A 17,687-nucleotide genomic window follows, 5' to 3' on the forward strand; every position below is an offset into this window, starting at 1 on the left:
CGCAAGCCTGCGTGTGGACGATCATTCCGCCGCAAGCGGCGGCAAGCGCAGAACATTGCTGCCGACACTTTTGTCCGGGCGTTCCCCTGCATCACCTGATGCCTTGTGCTCCATGGCTGTCAGGCGTTGCTGCAACTCGGCAATCTTTCCTTCGCTGGCACGGTGCGCATGGCTCAGTTCCTCATCGGAAAGCACGGGTTCCTCATGCTCCTTCTTGCCGACAAAGCGGCTGAAGATGTGCCCCAGAAGGTTGGAAATGTCGTCCATGATCAGGAAGAAGGCCGGCACGACCAGGAGGCTGAGTACCGTCGAGACGATGATGCCGCCGATCACCGCAATCGCCATGGGAGAGCGGAAGGAGCCGCCTTCACCGACGCCGAGCGCCGAGGGCAACATGCCGGCCGACATGGCGATCGAGGTCATGATGATCGGTCGGGCGCGCTTGCGGCCCGCTTCCACCATGGCATGGATGCGCTCCATTCCGTGGCGCCGCATTTCGATAGCGAAATCAACCAGCAGGATGGCGTTTTTGGTGACGATACCCATCAGCATCAGAATGCCGATCAGAACCGGCATCGACAGCGAATTATTGGTGACGATGAGGCCGACGGCCACGCCACCGATGGCAAGCGGCAGCGAGAAGAGGATGGTGAAGGGCTGAATGACATCCTTGAACAGCAGGATGAGCACCACAAGCACCAGAAGCAGGCCCAGCAACATGGCATTGGCAAAGCCTTGAACCATTTCTGCCTGAACCTTTGCGTCACCGCTTTCGGCCAGACGGACGGCGGCTGGCAGCTGGGTCTGGCTAACGATGGTACGGAACTCCGCCTTGGCCGTATCGAGCGCCGTGCCCTGCGGGACGTCAGAGCCGATGGAAACGACGCGGCTGCGATCGTGCCGCTTGATCGAACTTGGACCTTCTGAATAGTCCACATCTGCAACGCTGGACAGAGGAACGGTAGATCCATTCGCTGTCTTGACCTTGAGGTTGCGAATTGCCTGCAGGTCGCGGCGGACATCGAGCGATGCCTGCACCCGGATGGGAATCAGGCGGCTATCGAGAGAGATCTTTGCCAGTGCTGCATCCACATCGCCGATGGTGGCAACGCGGACGGTTTCCGAAATCTGCTGCGGTGTCACGCCAAGCCGAGCAGCCTCATCCTTGCGCGGACGAATCTGCAGTTCGGGGCGAGGCAGGGCGCCTTCGGAAGAGACATTTTCAAGCACTCGCGACGCACGCAGCTTGCCTTCGAGCTTCGCAACCGCGTCGTCCAGCTCTTCTCCGTTGCTAGCCATGAAGTTGAAGGAAAGCTCACGCTCGCCACGATCGTTCAGCTTGGTGATCCGCACATCCGGGATGGAGCGGACCTTTTGGAAAAGCTCTTTCTCGATTTCCCACTGCGGCTTTGTGCGGCCCTTGTCTTCCATCCGCGGAATGTAGGTGCCAATCAGTGGCAGATTGCCCAGCCCCTTGTTCACCAAGGTCTTCAGCAGCGAATGGTCGATCTTGCCGAGAATGACGTTTACGGTTGCACGGCGCAGTTCCAGATCGCCCTTTGGCGAGGCGCCACCGAGCACGAATACGCTCTCCACGCCTTCGAGAGGCTTGATAGCTTCATAGATCTTGGTTGTGGTTTCCGCAGTCTCGTCCAAAGTCGCGTTCGGCGGCAGTTCCAGGGACAAGGTGATGCGCGAGCGATCTTCTGGCGGCAGGAAGCTGCCGGGTACCTGCATCAGCAGCATTATGGAGCCGATGAGGAATATGATGGCACCCAGAAGCGTGGCATAGCGCATGTACCAGCGCTGCGTCGTACCCGTGACCAGACTTGTATAGGCCTTCATGAGAGGACCGTCATTGTCGTGGTGGTCGTCCATCGCGTCTTCGGCGCGCATCAGATAAGCCGCCATCAGCGGCGTTATCAGACGCGCCACAAGCAGCGAGAAGAAGACGGAGACGGCGACGGTCAGTCCGAACTGGATGAAGTACTGGCCCGGAACGCCCGGCATGAACGATACCGGTACGAAGACGGCAATGATCGTGAAACTCGTCGCGATGACCGCAAGGCCAATTTCATCGGCTGCTTCCAGCGCTGCCCGATAGGGCGTCTTGCCCATTTTTATGTGACGGGCAATGTTTTCCACCTCGACGATTGCGTCATCGACAAGAATACCTGTTGCCAGCGTCAGTGCGAGGAAGCTGACAAGGTTCAGCGAGAAGCCCATCAGGTCCATGACCCAGAAGGTGGGAATGGCCGAGAGCGGCAGGGCGACGGCAGAAATCAGCGTGGCGCGCCAATTGCGCAGGAAGAGCATGACCACGATGACCGCGAGAATGGCACCCTCGATCAGGGTATGGATCGCGGATTCGTAGTTTCCGTAGGTGAAATAGACGCTGTCATCCACCAGCTTGATGGAAACGTCCGGGTGTGCGTTGCGGATCGTCTCAAGTTGCTCCCCGACGGTCCGGGAAACGGTGACTTCACTTGATCCCTTCGACCGGAAAACAGCGAAGGTTACGCTGGGCTCGCCGTTGAAGCGCGCGAAGGACTTCGGTTCCTCATAGGTATCGGTAACCGTCGCGAGGTCGGAAAGCTTGACGAAGCGGCCGTTGGAAAGGGCGATCGTCGTATTGGAGAGGTCTGATACCTTGCGGGCATCGCCAAGGGTTCGGATGGCTTGTTCACTGCCGCCAACTTGCCCGCGGCCGGAGCCAAGATCCACGTTGACGTTGCGAAGCTGGCTGTTCACTTCCGATGCGGTGATGCCGTAGGAATTCAGCTTGTCCGGTTCGAGGGCAATGCGCACTTCACGATCGGCTCCGCCGTAGCGGTCGATCCGTCCGATTCCGGGCTGTCCCTGAAGTGCGCGCTTCACGGTGTCGTCCACGAACCAGGACAGTTCTTCCAGCGTCATGTTGGGGGAGGTGACGGAGAAGGTCTGGATAGCCTGACCTTCAACCTCGACCTTGGAAACGATCGGTTCCTCGACGGAAGCGGGCAGGTTGGACCGGATGCGGTCGATTGCATCCTTGGTATCCTGAACGGCTTCCTGCGTCGATTTCTCGATGCGGAAGAGAACCGCGGTCGTGGAAAGACCATCGGTCACCGTGGATGTGATTTCATCAACGCCGCTGATGGATGCAACGGCGTCCTCGATCTCCTTCGTCACCTGCATTTCCAGTTCGCTCGGCGAAGCACCGCTCTGCGTGACGGAAATGGAGACAACGGGCACGTCGATATTGGGGAAACGCGTGATCGGCAGCTTGTTGAAGGACTGAATGCCCATGAAAAGCAGCAGCGCGAAAGCAAGGAGCGGGGCAATGGGGTTGCGGATTGACCAGGCGGAAAAGTTCATTCCAAAGTTCCTGTCAGTTTGAAGCGGTGTTTGCGGATTGAACCGGCTTTATCTGATCGCCATCGCGGACGAAGGCACCAGCCTTGGCAACCACCTGGTCGCCAGCCTTCAGACCATTCAGAATCTGGACGAAACCCGCATCCTGGATGCCGATTTCAAGTTTGACCTGTTTCACCACATTACCCTCGACGAGACGGGCAAAGGAGCCTCTGCGATCCGTCGCGACGGCGGATTGAGGAAGCGCGAGACCACGCGTCTCGTTGATGACGATTTCGGCATTGGCATACATGCCTGCCTTTGCGACATGCTCGTCATCCACGATAATGTGGACGGCCCCGAGGCGGCTTGTCTGGTCGACCACGGGGGAAATCAGACGTATTTTTCCATCGAGTGCTTTGCTTGTGCCGGCCACCGTAATCTTGGCCTTCATCCCCGCCTTGAGCCGGCCGATCTCGCTCTCGGGCACATCCGCCACAAGTTCGATATCGCCGTCGCGGATCATGGTGAAGAGCGGCGTTCCGCTTCCTGCGGCAATCGCACCGACCTTGGCATCCTTCTTGGAGATGACACCGGCGACGGGCGCCTTCACATCCGTACGTTCAAGCTTGAGATCTATGTCATCGATCTGCGCCTGAACGACCTTGATGTCGGCTTCACCCACACTCACGGCCTGTTTGGCAGCATTCAGCCGGGCAAGGGCCGCAGCCGCGGAAGCAGCTGTCTGTTCCACCTGTGCGGTCGAGGCTGTTCCGTTGCGGCTCAGGTTTTGTGTCCGGTCGCGCTGGCGCACGGTATCATCGGCATTTGCCTGGGCTTCGATCACCTGCGCCTGATACTGAGCCAGCCCGGCCTCAGCCTTTGCCTTGCTCGCCAGTTGCTGGCTCTTCTGCAGCAGCAGGGAATCGCTGTTCAGATCTGCCACCACCTGTCCTGCCGAAACCTTGTCACCTACATCGACCTTCAGCGACTTGATCGACAATCCATCGACCAGAGGCTGGACAAACACTTCCTCGACTGGCCGAATGGTGCCGCTGGCAACCACACTATCCTTGAGGTTTCTCTCCGTGACATTGGTGACGACGATGGCAGGCAGGTTGGCTTGGCCACCGTCCGCTGTCTGAGCAGGTTTCTGTTCTTGCGCGACACCCGGCGAAACAAGCGCGGTCGATGCCAAAGCAGCCAAAAACAGTGCACCCGATAGTTTGCGTGAGATTATCATCCCATCCGACCCATTCTAAGAGAAGCTATATTCAATTTGATAAGGTCGGCCGCATCGCTGCAAAGCCCATTTGCCCACGCCGCACCCCACAATGCAGCATCCGCTATCCCCTACCGCTACTTGTCCCAAGTGGTTACGCAGAGAAAGCCGCGCAAGGTCACTCAAAAACAAACCATAAATGAATTTATCTGTTGCAGCGTGCTGGATCAATCAGCTGTTGTTAATGGAACTGTTCCGGAAAATTGATGAAAGAAAAGGCGCGCGGTGTGTTTGCCGCGCGCCTGAAGGTTTTTCAATGCTTGTTTATTTCAGAGCCGCATTGGTGATGTCCATCGTATAGGCGCCTGTCGGGGCCTTGGAGATGACCGGATCGGAGCCACCGCCGAGCAGGGTCTTTACCGTGCGGTCGTAATCGGCCTTGTCCAGTGCACCGTTCGAACCGGCGGTCAGCTTGGCCACTTCGCCCATCATGCGCTTCTGGTGCTTTTCGGTCTGGGCGCCGGAGGCGTCGTTGTCGAGCACGATGCCGGCAGCTTCATCCGGGTTCTTCTCGGCATATTTCCAGCCCTTCATCGAGGCGCGGACGAACTTGACCATCTTTTCCTTGAAGGCCGGGTCCTTCAACTTGTCTTCCAGCACATAGAGCCCGTCTTCGAGCGTCGCCACGCCTTCCTTTTCATACTGGAAGGTCACCAGCTGTTCCGGCTTGATGCCGGCATCGATGACCTGCCAATATTCGTTATAGGTCATGGTGGAGATGCAGGCGGCCTGCTTCTGCAACAGCGGATCGACGTTGAAGCCCTGCTTCAGCACCTTGACGCCATCAGCCGAGCCATCCGTCTTGATGCCGAGCGTCGCCATCCAGGACAGGAACGGATATTCATTGCCGAAGAACCAGACGCCGAGTGTCTTGCCCTTGAAATCGGCCGGCTTGGTGATGCCGGTTTCCTTGAGGCAGGTCAGCATCATGCCCGACGACTTGAAGGGCTGGGCGATGTTGACGAGCGGCACACCCTTTTCGCGGGTCGCCAGTGCCGACGGCATCCAGTCGACAATCACGTCAGCGCCGCCGCCTGCCAGAACCTGCGGCGGGGCAATGTCCGGGCCGCCCGGCTTGATATCGACGTCGAGACCTTCTTCCTTGTAGAAGCCCTTGTCCTTGGCCACGTAATAGCCGGCAAACTGGGCCTGCGTTACCCATTTCAGCTGCAGCGTCACCTTGTCGGCAGCGGCGGCCTGCATGGCCGTCAGCGAAACGGCTGCTGCCAGCATCAGGGATGCGAGTTTGATGGTCATGGTTCAGTTCCCTCTTTTTGTTGTTGAACTCTTGAAGTTACGCCCGTCCACCACGGACGGACGGATGCCAGAAGGTGACGGCCCGCTCACTGAGCGCCACCAGTCCGTAGAAGACCGAGCCGGCGAGTGCGGCAACCGCAATCTCGGCCCAGACCATGTCGACATTGCTGCGCCCCACTTCCGTGGAGATCCGGAACCCCATGCCGACAATCGGGGTGCCGAAGAACTCGGCGACGATGGCACCGATCAGCGCCAGCGTCGAATTGATCTTCAGGGCGTTGAAGATGAAGGGCCAGGCGGCGGGCAGGCGCAGTTTCACCAGCGTCTGCCACCAGGAGGCGGCATAGGTGCGCATCAGGTCGCGCTCCATGTGGCTGGCCGCCGACAATCCCTGCACGGTGTTCACCAGCATGGGGAAGAAGGTCATGATGACGACGACCGCCACCTTGGAAGGCCAGTCGAAGCCGAACCACATGACCATGATCGGCGCCACGCCGACGACGGGAAGGGCTGCGACGAAATTGCCGATTGGCAGCAGGCCCTTTTGCAGGAAGGGCGAGCGGTCGATGAGAATGGCGACGAGAAAGCCCAGCCCACAGCCCGCCACATAGCCGGTGATCACCGATTTCAGGAATGTCTGCTGGAAATCGGCCCAGAGGATCGGCGTGGAGGAAAGGATGCGGGCCCAGATGGCGGACGGCGCCGGCAGGAGGATCGACGGAATGCTGAAGCCGTGCACCATGCATTCCCAGATGACCAGCAGCGTGGCACCGAAGAGCAGCGGCACGGCAATGCCGATCAGCCGTGCCACCCGCCGATCCTTCGGCTTTTGCTGCACCAGCCATTCATTGAAGGCCCAGGCGAGAAGCCAGAAGACAAGCGCAAAGACCAGATAACCGCTCATGGCTTTACTCCCATGCGTTTCAGAACCCGGACATGGGCATAGCCGACAATCGAGACGAGCAGGGCGGCAAGCCCGGCGGCCATGAACAGCGCGGCCCAGATCTGGATCGTCTGGCCGTAATAGGAGCCGGAGAGAAGCCGCGCACCGAGGCCTGCGACGGCGCCCGTCGGCAATTCACCCACAATAGCACCCACCAGCGAAATGGCGATCGCCACTTTCAGTGAGGTGAAGAGATAGGGCATGGAGGCCGGCCAGCGCAGCTTCCAGAAGGTCTGTGCCCGGCTGGCATTGTAGGTGTGCATCAGGTCGATCAGCAGCGTATCGGGGCTGCGCAACCCCTTCACCATGCCGACAACGATGGGAAAGAAGGACAGATAGGTGGAAATCAGCGCTTTCGGCATCAGGCCGGAAATGCCGATCGAGTTCAGAACCACGATGATCATCGGCGCAATGGCAAGGATCGGGATGGTCTGGCTGGCAATCACCCAGGGCATCAGCGAGCGGTCCATGGCGCGGTTGTGCACGATGCCGATGGCAAGCGTAATACCGAGCACGGTTCCCATGCCAAAACCCGCAAGCGTCGCCGAAAGCGTGATCCAGGCATGGTAGACGAGGCTGCGCTTGGAGGTGACAGCCTTGTTGATGGTCGTGTCCCAGAGTTCAGCCACGATCTGGTGCGGGGCGGGCAGGATCGGGCGTTCCTGGGCAAAAGTCCGTTCGATGATCTGCGACAGGCTGATCGTCTCGCCGGCGCGTGCGGCCTGATCGCGCACGAAGGGCGCGTTCAGATAGATGACGAAGACATGCCAGATGACGAGAATGGCGGCGATGACGGTCAGAACCGGCAGGATGCGGTCGCGGAAGAGGGAGGTCATGGGGTTGGCTCCCCGCTCAAAAATGGTGCCAGTTCTTGTTCAAGCATGATGAAGATCGCGTCGGGATTTCCGATGACATCGGCATTGTCAAAGCGCAGGACTGTGAAGCCCTGCTGGGAGAGAAAAGCGTCACGACGCTTGTCGTGAAGCCTGCCGCTATCGGTCTCGTGGCTGTCGCCATCGACTTCCACAATAATCCTCGCCGAAAGCCAAGCAAAATCTGCAATGTAAGGTCCGACAGGCGTTTCACGCCGAAAGCGAGCACCGCGCGGGCGAAAATCGCGCAGCAAATCCCACATTTCCTGTTCCGCTTTTGTCAGCTCCCGGCGAAGTGATCTGGCTCGCTTGCGCGTTTTTGTGTCGATATTGGAATGCGGCATTTGGATGTGCCTTCCATCTGGGGCGGTGCCAGTATTTTCCCGTCCCCAACCCCTCCCCACAAGGGGGAGGGGCTTTTCCGCCACCCTCACGGCTGAAGAGATCTTCCGCCATGCTTGGCGCTTTGAGAGCGCGTTGCAACGGCGCTGCATGTCTGGTGTTTCAGCAAGGTCATGCGGCAATGGTTGAATGCGGGGCAAGCTCCGGGCGCTTGAGCCCCTCCCCCTTGTGGGGAGGGGTTGGGGAGGGGTCTTTTCTTTCCTCGCGCTACTATTCCTCATAGCTATGCCCCGCCTTCAGCCCCTGGCGAACCCGATGCGCGATCTCCAGAAACTCTGGCGTTTCGCGAATGTCGAGCGGGCGCTCGCGCGGCAGTGTGGATTCGATCACGTCGGTGACGCGGCCGGGGCGCGGGCTCATGACCACGATCTTGGTGGAGAGATAGACCGCTTCCGGAATGGAATGGGTGACAAAGCAGATGGTCTTGTTCGTCTTGTCCCAGAGCTTCAGGAGTTGCTCGTTCAGATGGTCGCGGACGATCTCATCCAGCGCGCCGAAGGGCTCGTCCATCAACAGCAGATCGGCATCGAAGGCGAGCGCACGGGCAATCGAGGCGCGCTGCTGCATGCCGCCGGACAATTGCCAGGGGAATTTCTTGCCGAAGCCGGAAAGATTGACGAGGTCGAGCATCTGTTCGACACGCTGCTTCTGCTCGGCAGCGCCAAAGCCCATGATTTCCAGCGGCAGCGCGATGTTCTTTTCGATCGTGCGCCAGGGATAGAGGGCTGCGGCCTGGAAGACATAGCCATAGGCACGCGCCAGCCGGGCATTTTCCGGCGTCATGCCATTGATTTCGATCGAGCCGCTCGTGTGCTTTTCCAGATCGGCGATGACGCGCAGGAATGTGGTCTTGCCGCAGCCGGACGGGCCGATGAAGGAGACGAAATCGCCCTTCTTGATATCGAGATCAACGCCGGTCAGCGCATGCACCGGGCCATCGCCGGTCTCGAAAGTGAGGCCCAGATTTTTGGCGGAGACGACGGAGGCGGGCGAATTCATGGCGCAAGCTCCGGGAGGCGAGGGGACATGGAAAGCGGCATTTTATCTGTTATCTTCTGTGAATGAGGCCGTGCCGGCAGGCCTTGGGAGCCGCCGCCGGAAGGGCTGTTGGAGGGATTGGACCATGGACGCATCATTAAAACCCACCTGCCGGCTGGTGAAGCCCGGCGCCACCTATGACGGCAAGCAGGGCCTGCGCTATTTCGAGGGCATTGCGGCCGAAACGGTGGGCTCCACCGGCATCTGCATGCATATCCTGACCATGCCGCCCGGCGCGCGTGCCAAAGCCCATCTGCATGAGAGCCATGAAACGGCGATCTACATGCTGTCGGGCAAGGCGGACACCTGGTATGGCGACAGGCTGGAACACCATGTCGTCGTCAGCGCGGGCGAACTGTTCTACATTCCGGCGGGCGTGCCACATCTGCCGGCCAATAGCTCGGATGAACCGGCCACCGCCATCATTGCCCGCACCGATCCGCGCGAGCAGGAAAGCGTGGTGTTGCTGCCGGAACTGGAGGGTTTGGTTCCGTAAAGGATATCTTCCGCTCGACGCTGCGCCGACCGCACCCCCCTCTGTCCTGCCGGACGACCAGGGTTGAGCCACGGGTCTCAACCCTGGTCGTCCGGCAGGGCAGAGGGGGGTATGCAACGCGCCCATGGCTGCCATCATCCGCCCGCTCACACTCCGCTTGCCGGAATGCCGCTGCGCTCCACCTTGCGCGGCGCGGTCAGTTCCTTCCATGTCGACAGCGCCTTGGAAACCGCCGGATAGGGCTCGCGGGAAACGAACTGGCCATGGCCCTCGCGGGTCTTGATGGCGCCTTCCTCGATGGCCACCACGCCGCGTGTCAGCGTATAGCGCGGCAGGCCCTTCACGGTCTTGCCCTCAAAGACATTGTAATCAATCGCCGATTGCTGCGCCTTGGCGCTGATGGTCTTGGTCAGCGTCGGGTCCCAGACGACGAGATCGGCATCGGCGCCCACCAGAATGGCGCCCTTTCGCGGATAGACGTTGAGGATCTTGGCAATATTGGTGGAGGTGACGGCGACGAATTCGTTCATGGTGATGCGCCCGGTTGCCACGCCATAGGTCCACAGCATCGGCATGCGGTCTTCCAATCCCCCGGTGCCGTTCGGGATCTTGCGGAAATCGCCCACACCATAGCGCTTCTGCTCGGTGGTAAAGGCGCAGTGGTCGGTTGCCACCACCTGCAGCGAGCCGCTCGCAAGCCCCGCCCAGAGACTGTCCTGATGCAGCTTGTTACGGAAGGGGGGCGACATGACGCGCCGCGCCGCATGGTCCCAGTCGGGATTGGCATATTCGCTCTCATCCAGCGTCAGGTGCTGGATCAGCGGCTCGCCATAGACGCGCATGCCATTTTGCCGGGCGCGGCGGATGGCCTCATGCGCCTGTTCGCAGGACGTATGCACCACGTAAAGCGGTGCGCCCGCCATATCGGCAATGATGATGGCGCGGTTGGTGGCTTCGCCTTCCACGGTGGCGGGGCGGGAATAGGCATGCGCTTCCGGGCCATTATTGCCGGCATCCATCAGCTTTTCCTGCATGGCAGCCACCACGTCGCCGTTTTCGGCATGCACCAGCGGCAGGGCGCCCAATTCGGCGCAGCGCGAAAACGAGGCGAACATCTCGTCATCATTCACCATCAGCGCGCCCTTATAGGCCATGAAATGCTTGAAAGTGTTGATGCCTCTTTCCTGAACGACGGTCTTCATATCGTTGAACACCTGTTCGCCCCACCAGGTGACGGACATGTGGAAGGAATAGTCGCAAGCGGCGCGGGTTGCCTTGTTGTCCCAGCGTTTCAGGGCGTCCAGCAGAGACTGGCCGGGATCGGGCAGGCAGAAATCCACCACCATCGTCGTGCCGCCGGCAAGCGCTGCGCGCGTGCCGCTTTCGAAATCATCGGCGGAATAGGTGCCCATGAACGGCATTTCCAGATGCACATGCGGATCGATGCCGCCCGGCATGACATAACAGCCGGTGGCATCCAGAACCGTCTCGCCGGAAAGGTTCGGGCCGATCTCGATGATCCGGCCAGCGTCCACTTTCACATCGGCCTTGTAGGTGAGATCGGCCGTGACGATCGTGCCGTTCTTGATGACTGTGGTCATGGGTCCCGTTCCCTCTCTGTCTATCGAGCAGAGGGGCACCCCACGCGGGTGCCCTTGGCTCCGCGTTATCTATCCTGCGTTTCCGGCAGTTGTGGTTATGCCCTGGTGATGGTCTTCATGCTTGTTGTCAGGCCTCGACGAGATCGAGGCGTTTTTCGATGCGCAGGACACGAAGGTCCATTCTATCAAGCCGTGTCGAGATGCTGGCGTATTGCTGCTCAAGAAAACCGAGCCGCTCCTTGATCTCCAGGAGGTCGTTGGAATGCTTCTCCTGCGTCGCGCGGATCGCGCGCAACATCTCAAGCACGACACTCTCTGTTGATGGCGATATGGCTCTCTCTCCGAGGATGCGCTATGTGCCAATTGTAACGCGAAAACACTCACCCGACAATCTCCGCCGTTTCAACCACCGCGTGAAACAGCACGTCGCAGCCGGCTGCTGCCCAGTCCCTGGAAATCTCTTCCGCCTCGTTGTGGGAAAGGCCGCCGACGCAGGGGCACATGATCATGGTGGAGGGCGCAAGCTTGGCCGCCCAGCAGGCATCGTGGCCGGCGCCGGAAATCAGGTTCATATGGCTATAGCCAAGCTTTTCGGCGGCTGAACGGACGCGTTCCACCAGAACCGGATCGAATGTTACCGGATCGAAATGGCCGACCGCTTCCACCGAGCAACCGACGCCGAGCGCCTCGCAGATCCTGGCCGCTTCCGCCTCGATCTTTGCCCGCATGCGGTCGAGCTTCTCTTGGCTTGGCGTGCGCAGATCGACGGTGAACACGACCTTGCCGGGCAGAACATTGCGGGAATTGGGCGAGAAGAACACCTGGCCAACGCCGGCGACGGCGCCCGGTTGCTCTTCCATGGCGACGCCCTGCACCATTTCGATGATGCGCGACAGAGCCAGGCCTGCATTGACGCGCATGGCCATGGGCGTCGAGCCCGTATGCGCTTCGCGGCCTGTCAGCGTGAATTCCAGCCACCAGAGGCCCTGGCAATGGGTGACGACACCGATCTGCTTTTCCTCGGCTTCGAGGATTGGGCCCTGTTCGATGTGATATTCAAAATAGGCGTGCATTTTTCGCGCGCCGACCTGTTCCTCGCCCAGCCAGCCGATGCGCTTCAGTTCATCGCCATAGGTCTTGCCGTCCGGGTCGCGGCGGGAATAGGCGTAATCCAGCGAATGCACGCCGGCAAACACGCCGGATGCCAGCATGGCGGGCGCAAAGCGCGCGCCTTCCTCATTGGCCCAGTTGGTGACGACGATCGGGTGTTTCGTCTGGATGTTGAGATCGTTCAGCGTGCGGATGACTTCGAGCCCGGCGAGCACGCCGAGCACGCCATCATATTTGCCACCCGTCGGCTGCGTATCCAGATGGCTGCCGATATAGACGGGAAGCGCATCGGGATCGGTGCCGGGGCGGGTCGCAAACATCGTGCCCATCTGATCGACGCCGGTGGAAAGCCCCGCCTCATCGCACCAGCGCTTGAACAGGTGGCGCCCTTCGCCATCGGCATCCGTCAGTGTCTGGCGGTTATTGCCGCCGGCAATGCCGGGGCCGATCTTGGCCATATCCATCAGCATGTCCCACAGCCGATCGCCGTTTACACGCAAGTTCTCGCCTGGCGCCGCCACCATTCGTTCATTCCTTCATCTGTTCAGGCCTGGGGTCTGATGCCCGGCTGCTGTTCCCATGCGGTCTGGCGCGCATCTTCTTATGGCGGGGCAAGCAATGGCTTGCCTTTGCCGGATGCGTCGCCGATAAATTGACCGGTTGGTAAAATATTACAATTTCCGTGCTGGCACTCAAGTCGAAAAACGCCGACGGGATGAAAAAATGAACACAATTCCGGCAGAAGAGTTGCCGGGGTAAAATTTGTGCATCTGCGTCTTGCCCGGCGCAGTGCAAGAGGAGATAACGAGATCCATGATTCCAAGAGCGGCGAAGACGCAGCGACGAACGCGCATCCAGGAGGAGAAAGAGGAGAAGATCCTCGAGGCCGCGCTCGACGTGTTTTCCGCCTATGGTTTTCGCGGCGCAACGATTGACCAGATCGCCGATGCGGCGGGCATGTCCAAGCCCAATCTTCTTTATTATTTCCGCACCAAGGAGGCCGTGCACCGCACGCTTCTCGACCGCATGCTGTTTACCTGGCTGGAGCCGCTGCGCGCGCTGGATGCCGATGGCAATCCGGAACAGGAAATCCGCTCCTATATTCGCCGCAAGCTGGAAATGTCGCGGGATTTTCCCCGCGAAAGCCGGCTTTTCGCCAATGAGATCCTGCAGGGCGCACCGCATATCGAGGATGAATTGACCGGCCCGTTGAAGACGCTGGTGGATGAGAAGGCGCTGGTGATCCGCGCCTGGATCAAGGCCGGCAAGATCGCAAAATGCGATCCCTATCACCTGATCTTCTCCATCTGGTCGACCACCCAGCATTATGCGGATTTTGATGTTCAGGTGCGCGCCGTGCTCGGCGACAAGGCCGGCGAGGGGCGTTTCGAAGATGCCGCGCGACATCTGGAAGAACTGTTTCTGCGCGGGTTGACGGTGGAAAAGCCCAGTGTTTGAGCCGGCTCAAAACCCGGTGAGCTTCACCATCAGATAGCCGAAGCCCGAGATGAACAGCCAGCCGAAGGCGCCAAGCGCCAGGGGCCGCAACCCGCGCGCTGCAAGCTGCCGTACCTGCGTTTGCAGGCCCATGGCGGCAAGCCCGCAGGAGAGAAGGAAGGTCGCCGTCTGGCTGGCTGCGTGACTGAGCGCCGGCGGCAGGCTGGCTGCGCTGTTGACCAGGACCATCAGCAGAAAGCCAATGACGAACCAGGGGAAGGGCGTGGCGCCTGCCTTTTCGCCCGAAGGCTTGCGAAACAGCGTGAGCGCCAGCATCAGCACCAGCGGTGCCAGCAGCATGACGCGGGCAAGCTTGGCAATCGTGCCATATTGGCCGGCCACAGTGCCGGCCTGGAAGGTGGCGGCCACCACCTGCGCCACTTCGTGGATCGTGGCGCCCGACCAAAGGCCGTAGCTGACCGCATCTAGCGAGAGTGGTGCCGCCAGTAGCGGAAAACTCAGCATCGACAGCGAGCCGAAGATCGTGACGCAGGCCACCGCATAGGCCACATCCTCCTCGCGACCGCGCACGGCGGCATTGGCGGCAATCACGGCAGACGCGCCGCAGACGGATGTGCCGGCGGCGATCAGTCCCGTCAGGCGCCTGTCTACGCCAAGCGCGTGGCCGGCCAGCATTACGGCGGCAAAACTCGTGACAAGCGTTGCCGTCACCACCGTCAGGCCCGGGAGGCCGAGCGACATCAGTTGCGAGAGCGTAATCTGCAGCCCAAGCAGAATGATGCCGAGCCGCAGCAGCCGTTTCAGCGAAAATGTCATGCCGGGGCGGCACAGCGCAGGCGGCTGGCGCAGATTGCCCATCACCATGCCGATGATGATCGACAGGATCAGCGGCGACAGCGTCTCTACGCCCGACAGCGCGCGGATCGCCATGGCGATGGCCGCAACAGCAACCGTGAGGCCAAGGCCGGGGAATAGTTCGCCGAGGCCGGCGATGGTGCCGGGTACGGTCGATCGTGGTGTGGGCAAGGGGCGCATGAGCATGGCGGTGTTCCGGTTCGCCGCCAGTCTCGTTCATCTTCATTCATCACTCCAACAAGTTGATCTTGTCATTTCAATCGGAAAAGACGATGATTTCGCCATGACACTCGAGCAGTTGCGCATTTTCGTGGACGTGGCGGAACGCCTGCATGTGACGCGGGCGGCAGAGCATTTGCATCTGACGCAATCCTCCGTCAGTGCAGCACTTGCGGCGCTGGAGGCGCGCCACGGGGTCAAACTGTTCAATCGGGTGGGGCGTGGCATCGAATTGACGCAGGCCGGCGCGCTTTTTCTGCCTTCCGCCCGCGCCGTGCTGGAGAAGGCCGGTGATGCCGCACGTCTGTTGAAGGATCTCTCCGGCGCGCCGTCTGGAACGCTGTCGATCCATGCCAGCCAGACGGTGGCAAGCTATTTTCTGCCCTCGCGGCTGATGCGTTATCATGAAATTCACCCGCAGGTGGACCTGGCCATCAGTGTTGGCAATACGCGCCAGGCGGCGGATGCGGTGCTGTGTGGCGCCTCGGATCTGGCGGTGGTCGAGGGCCGGGTGGATGAGCCGGCTTTGCTGCTGACCAAGGTTGGCGAGGACCGGCTTGTTCTGGTTGTCGGGCGCCGGCACCGATGGGCAAAGGGTGAGGGGCTAATGCCGAGCGATCTGCTCGACACTGACTGGATCCACCGGGAAGACGGGTCCGGCACGCGCGCGGCGCTGGAAGAGGAACTCTCGCGGCTGGGCATTGCGCCATCTGCCCTGCGGGTGGCGCTGGAGCTTCCCTCCAACGAGGCGGTGATTGCCGCCGTGGCCGCCGGCACCAGCGCTGCCGTTCTCTCATTTCGTGCCGTGGAGGCGCATCTGGCGCAGGGGCGGCTGGTGATGCCTGATTTTCCCATGCCGAGCCGGCTGTTCTTTCTTGCCCGCCACCGCGAACGGCACGTGACGCGCGCCATGCGGGCGATGGTGGACCTGATGGGCGAGGGGTAGGGTTTAGGGGAAGCGTGGCTGTTCTTGCCTCCATCCCCCTCTGGCTGCCGCCATCTCCCCCACAAGGGGGGAGACCGCAGAACATTTCCCGCACGACCAAGTCAGCCTTCTTATCCTATGCGGCAATCATTTGTTTTTCGGGCACGCTTGCCGCACTCCTTCTCCCCCCTTGTGGGGGAGATGGCGGCAGCCAGAGGGGGAACTTCAACCTAAAGCCCTCCGAGGACGTCATTTACATCCGGCGGGCTTCCAGGCGCTTGCGATCGCGCTCCAGATGCTGGACGCCAAGCTCCGTCAGGCGCATCTGGCGCTTCTGAAACTCGCCGCGCACCTGGATGAAACCCTGTTCCTCGGCTTCACCGAGCGTCTTCAGGCTGGTGCCGTTCGGGGGTGGCTGCCAATCCGCGCCGACCGCGCTGTGCAGCAAGACCATGATTTTGATAATGTCGTTTCTCCAGGATCGATAGAAAGGGTGTGGCGGTGCAGCGCTTGTGGCTGCCGATTGCGCTGTTGTTACCCGATCTCGGGCGATCTGTAACGTGGGGGATGGGTATGCTTGTTCGTTTTCATGCCGGCAGCGACCTTTTGCCATTCGGTACTATTTTCTATTTTCGGTTGAGCTCGCCTGCTGTAAATTGGATGGATGATCCAAAGCCGTGCTGGAGGCGCAATCGCGGTCATGCGCCATCACATCTTTATTTTTGTCGTTCATTGGCCTATATATGTCTGTGTGGAATAGGGATAATGTCAGCTTCCGTTTTCAGGATGATGGAACGGACCATCCGGTGTGTACGGTGGTCATCCAGACGCCTGATGGCACCCTGTCTCTGATGTGCGAGCCACGCCTGCAGAATGACGTGCTTTATCTGGCAGGGGTGCATGTGCAGGGAGAGGATATTTCGGCCAATGATCTCGGCCCCGCCCGTTTGCGGATACTGGCCGACATAGCGATGATGGAGATGCAGTGCGATGAAATCATCATTGAGGGAGCGTTTCGAACGACTGGGGCCGGTCGAGGTCGTCGCCCCCGGCCAATCCGGTTCCCACGCCGTCGTGACCCTGCATCTTGATCCGGCTGCCAAGGCGATCAAGTCCATCACCGTTGTGCGGTTGCTGGTCGAAAGTGGCATGACCATGCTGACCGCCAAGCGCGTCGTTGAGAAGGCCATGGAGACGGGGCAGGCAACCTTCGCCGTCCCCGGCCTGCGGGATGCAGAAGAGTTTGCCGCCATTCTTGCCGACTGCGGTTTTGCAGCCAAAGCGGTTGCCGCACGACCGGTGGACGTGGCTGCACTGCGCAGAGAACTGAGCCTGACACAGGAGCAGTTTGCGCTCACCTACGGCATTGATGTGGAAACTCTACGCAACTGGGAGCAAGGCAAGCGCCGCCCGGACCGCGCCGCCGAAGCTTACCTGCGTGTCATCGAGCGTATGCCGCAAGCTGCAAGCGCGGCGCAGGAGGATGATTTGCAAGGGGTGAGGGCGGGGTGAGGGGCTCTCATCCATCACTTCGGCGCCTCGGCGCAGCCTCCGCATCCGGCATGGAGCCGCCGAGTGCGATGAGGCGTTTGCCGGACTCGATACGGACCAGTGTTTCCAGCGCCAGTCGCACCAGTGTCGTTGTCGCTTTCGTGCCGGTCAGCGAACGGGCGCGATCGAGGAGGTCGTCGTCGAGGTTGATCGTGGCGCGCATATTTTTAGTCCTTGCGTTGAGCTTCAGTATGCACAAGGCGGCATTGGAGTTCCATCGAAGGCACGGCGTCAACCGATCGCCTCTCCCCGCCTGCGGGGAGAGCGACTGTCTTGGCAGTCAAGCGTTTTGCCATGGTTTTTCGTCCCGGATGATGGCGTTGAGGATGGTGAGCAGTTTGCGCA

Annotated in this window: 17 protein-coding genes; 4 read left to right on the forward strand and 13 right to left on the reverse strand. The window is 60.4% G+C overall.

Going from position 1 to position 17,687, the window contains the following annotated elements; genetic code table 11:
* Positions 1–21: 21 nt before the first annotated feature.
* From E8M77_RS16700 to E8M77_RS16730, 7 genes are all read right to left on the reverse strand, one after another.
* Positions 22–3,357 (reverse strand): efflux RND transporter permease subunit, encoded by a 3,336-nt coding sequence (locus tag E8M77_RS16700; protein ID WP_137131742.1) that lies wholly within the window; start codon positions 3,355–3,357, stop codon positions 22–24.
* 13 nt (positions 3,358–3,370) lie between these two features.
* Positions 3,371–4,576: an efflux RND transporter periplasmic adaptor subunit gene (locus tag E8M77_RS16705; protein ID WP_137131743.1), complete on the reverse strand. Its 1,206-nt coding sequence runs from the start codon at positions 4,574–4,576 to the stop codon at positions 3,371–3,373.
* A 303-nt stretch (positions 4,577–4,879) separates the two neighbouring features.
* Positions 4,880–5,872, reverse strand: a complete 993-nt coding sequence (locus E8M77_RS16710) for an ABC transporter substrate-binding protein (protein ID WP_137131744.1) — start codon at positions 5,870–5,872, stop codon at positions 4,880–4,882.
* A gap of 37 nt (positions 5,873–5,909) precedes the next feature.
* On the reverse strand, positions 5,910–6,776 hold the full coding sequence (locus tag E8M77_RS16715) for an ABC transporter permease (RefSeq protein WP_137131745.1): 867 nt from the start codon (positions 6,774–6,776) through the stop codon (positions 5,910–5,912).
* Positions 6,773–7,651, reverse strand: coding sequence for an ABC transporter permease (locus E8M77_RS16720; RefSeq protein WP_137131746.1), 879 nt, complete (start codon positions 7,649–7,651; stop codon positions 6,773–6,775). Before E8M77_RS16720 ends, E8M77_RS16715 begins: the two co-directional genes overlap by 4 nt.
* The gene (locus E8M77_RS16725) at positions 7,648–8,031 is read right to left on the reverse strand and encodes a DUF559 domain-containing protein (RefSeq protein ID WP_137131747.1); all 384 of its coding nucleotides are present in this window, start codon (positions 8,029–8,031) and stop codon (positions 7,648–7,650) included. The genes E8M77_RS16720 and E8M77_RS16725 overlap by 4 nt, the downstream gene beginning before the upstream one ends.
* Before the next feature lie 268 nt (positions 8,032–8,299).
* Positions 8,300–9,088: an ABC transporter ATP-binding protein gene (locus E8M77_RS16730; RefSeq protein WP_137131748.1), complete on the reverse strand. Its 789-nt coding sequence runs from the start codon at positions 9,086–9,088 to the stop codon at positions 8,300–8,302.
* Between the two features lie 124 nt (positions 9,089–9,212).
* On the opposite strand from E8M77_RS16730, the gene E8M77_RS16735 reads away from it, so the two are divergent.
* Positions 9,213–9,623, forward strand: coding sequence for a cupin domain-containing protein (locus E8M77_RS16735; protein ID WP_137131749.1), 411 nt, complete (start codon positions 9,213–9,215; stop codon positions 9,621–9,623).
* A gap of 146 nt (positions 9,624–9,769) precedes the next feature.
* On the opposite strand, the gene hydA is transcribed toward E8M77_RS16735, so the two are convergent.
* The 3 genes from hydA to E8M77_RS16750 form a co-directional block, all read right to left on the reverse strand.
* The gene (gene hydA, locus E8M77_RS16740) at positions 9,770–11,224 is read right to left on the reverse strand and encodes a dihydropyrimidinase (protein ID WP_137131750.1); all 1,455 of its coding nucleotides are present in this window, start codon (positions 11,222–11,224) and stop codon (positions 9,770–9,772) included.
* A 127-nt stretch (positions 11,225–11,351) separates the two neighbouring features.
* A complete protein-coding gene (locus E8M77_RS16745; protein ID WP_246659301.1) occupies positions 11,352–11,531 on the reverse strand; it encodes a hypothetical protein in 180 nt (59 codons plus the stop codon).
* A gap of 73 nt (positions 11,532–11,604) precedes the next feature.
* Positions 11,605–12,858 carry a Zn-dependent hydrolase gene (locus E8M77_RS16750; protein WP_137131752.1) on the reverse strand — a complete coding sequence of 418 codons (1,254 nt, stop codon included), beginning with the start codon at positions 12,856–12,858 and terminating at the stop codon, positions 11,605–11,607.
* 289 nt (positions 12,859–13,147) lie between these two features.
* On the opposite strand from E8M77_RS16750, the gene E8M77_RS16755 reads away from it, so the two are divergent.
* Positions 13,148–13,792 (forward strand): TetR family transcriptional regulator C-terminal domain-containing protein, encoded by a 645-nt coding sequence (locus E8M77_RS16755; protein ID WP_137131753.1) that lies wholly within the window; start codon positions 13,148–13,150, stop codon positions 13,790–13,792.
* A 6-nt stretch (positions 13,793–13,798) separates the two neighbouring features.
* Here the strand turns inward: E8M77_RS16755 and E8M77_RS16760 are convergent, their stop codons facing one another.
* On the reverse strand, positions 13,799–14,833 hold the full coding sequence (locus E8M77_RS16760; RefSeq protein ID WP_246659291.1) for a putative sulfate exporter family transporter: 1,035 nt from the start codon (positions 14,831–14,833) through the stop codon (positions 13,799–13,801).
* Between the two features lie 97 nt (positions 14,834–14,930).
* Here E8M77_RS16760 and E8M77_RS16765 point away from each other — a divergent pair, with 97 nt between their 5' ends.
* Positions 14,931–15,812: a LysR substrate-binding domain-containing protein gene (locus E8M77_RS16765; protein WP_137131754.1), complete on the forward strand. Its 882-nt coding sequence runs from the start codon at positions 14,931–14,933 to the stop codon at positions 15,810–15,812.
* A 232-nt stretch (positions 15,813–16,044) separates the two neighbouring features.
* Here E8M77_RS16765 and E8M77_RS16770 read toward each other — a convergent pair whose 3' ends face one another.
* Positions 16,045–16,245 (reverse strand): hypothetical protein, encoded by a 201-nt coding sequence (locus tag E8M77_RS16770; protein ID WP_137131755.1) that lies wholly within the window; start codon positions 16,243–16,245, stop codon positions 16,045–16,047.
* A gap of 536 nt (positions 16,246–16,781) precedes the next feature.
* Here E8M77_RS16770 and E8M77_RS24275 point away from each other — a divergent pair.
* Positions 16,782–17,303, forward strand: a complete 522-nt coding sequence (locus E8M77_RS24275) for a helix-turn-helix domain-containing protein (RefSeq protein ID WP_246659292.1) — start codon at positions 16,782–16,784, stop codon at positions 17,301–17,303.
* Between the two features lie 7 nt (positions 17,304–17,310).
* Here E8M77_RS24275 and E8M77_RS16780 read toward each other — a convergent pair whose 3' ends face one another.
* On the reverse strand, positions 17,311–17,505 hold the full coding sequence (locus E8M77_RS16780) for a type II toxin-antitoxin system VapB family antitoxin (RefSeq protein WP_137131756.1): 195 nt from the start codon (positions 17,503–17,505) through the stop codon (positions 17,311–17,313).
* Between the last annotated feature and the right edge of the window lie 182 nt (positions 17,506–17,687).

It is taken from the genome of Rhizobium sp. FY34, assembly GCF_005222845.1.
In the GTDB taxonomy this organism is placed as follows: domain Bacteria; phylum Pseudomonadota; class Alphaproteobacteria; order Rhizobiales; family Rhizobiaceae; genus Neorhizobium.